Here is a 1,286-nt window from a genome sequence, read left to right as displayed (position 1 = left end):
CAGGGCAAACGCATTTAAAAATTAGAAAATTCTTCCTAAAAACGGTACACTATGAAAAAAGAACGTTTTTAAGGAGAATTATTGCCATGCCTAAGCACCTCATTGACCATCTGAGTGATATTCCTGATCCGCGTAGCGGAAATCATTTGCGCCATCACTTGATTGATGTCCTGACTATTGCGTTAACCGCGACCATTTGTGCGATTGACTCGTTTACCGATATGGAAGAATTCGGCTACGCGCGTAAGGAATGGTTCGAAAGCTTCCTTGAGTTACCCAACGGGATCCCCTCTCATGATACCTTTGCCCGCGTCTTTTCTTTGCTTGATCCTGAGGCTGTTGAACGTCGCTTCATGAATTGGACAGCGGACGTCTACACGCTGACTCAGGGCGAAGTGGTGGCCATTGATGGAAAAACACTGCGTGGTTCTCATCATCGTGCGGGTAACAAGCGCGCCATTCACACCCTATGTGCCTGGGCGACCGAACAAAAGGCCGTACTCGCTCAACAAAAAGTGGAGGGAAAAACGAATGAAATCACCGTTATTCCCGACTTGCTTGACCTGCTGAATCTCAAAGGTTGCGTGGTCACGATTGACGCCATGGGTTGCCAGAAAGACATTGCCGCCAAGATCAAAGAGAACAAAGCGGATTACGTACTAGCGCTGAAAGGCAACCAGTCTTCGCTCCATGAAGACGTTCAACTGTACATGGAAGACGCACAAAAAAACGCTTTTAAGGACATCCCGCACAGTTCCTATAAACAGGTCGAAAAAGGGCATGGCCGCATCGATATCCGTCGGTACTGGACGACTGACGCCATTGATTTTTTGAATCAAAAAGAGGAATGGAACGGTCTCAAAAGTATCGGTATGGTTGAATCTGAACGGCAGATTGGTGATCGAGTCAGCGTGGAACACCGGTTTTATCTGTCTTCACTTCCCAGCGATGCGAAAACGTTCGCCAAAGCCGTGCGCCAGCATTGGCAAATTGAAAATGGACTTCACCATGTGCTGGATGTGACATTCCGAGAGGACGAGCAACGCATGCGTCTGAAGAATAGTGCACAGAATATGGCTCTGATGCGCCGATGCGTGGTTAATTTATTGAAGCAGGAGACAACGAGCAAGCGAAGTATTCGAGGAAAACGACTCAAAGCAGGCTTTGATTTTCCCTATTTAAAAACGGTGCTTGCGCTGGCTTACCGTCTCTCGGATCATTCATGATTGATTTGTTGCATTCATTGTAGCACGTGAGTAGTCAGAATTTCTAATGCGTTTGCCCTG

General features: G+C 47.2%; 1 protein-coding gene. It reads left to right on the top strand.

Going from position 1 to position 1,286, the window contains the following annotated elements; all coding sequences use genetic code 11:
* Positions 1-1,226 (top strand): ISAs1 family transposase (locus NIE88_RS22030; RefSeq protein WP_253065701.1); only part of this gene is annotated, 1,226 nt, incomplete at its 5' end.
* Between the last annotated feature and the right edge of the window lie 60 nt (positions 1,227-1,286).

Origin of the sequence: Sporolactobacillus shoreicorticis (assembly GCF_024125445.1) — a bacterium.
Taxonomy (GTDB): domain Bacteria; phylum Bacillota; class Bacilli; order Bacillales; family Sporolactobacillaceae; genus Sporolactobacillus; species Sporolactobacillus shoreicorticis.
Note: the sequence above shows the minus strand (reverse complement) of the source record. Positions and strands in the feature narration are given on the sequence as shown.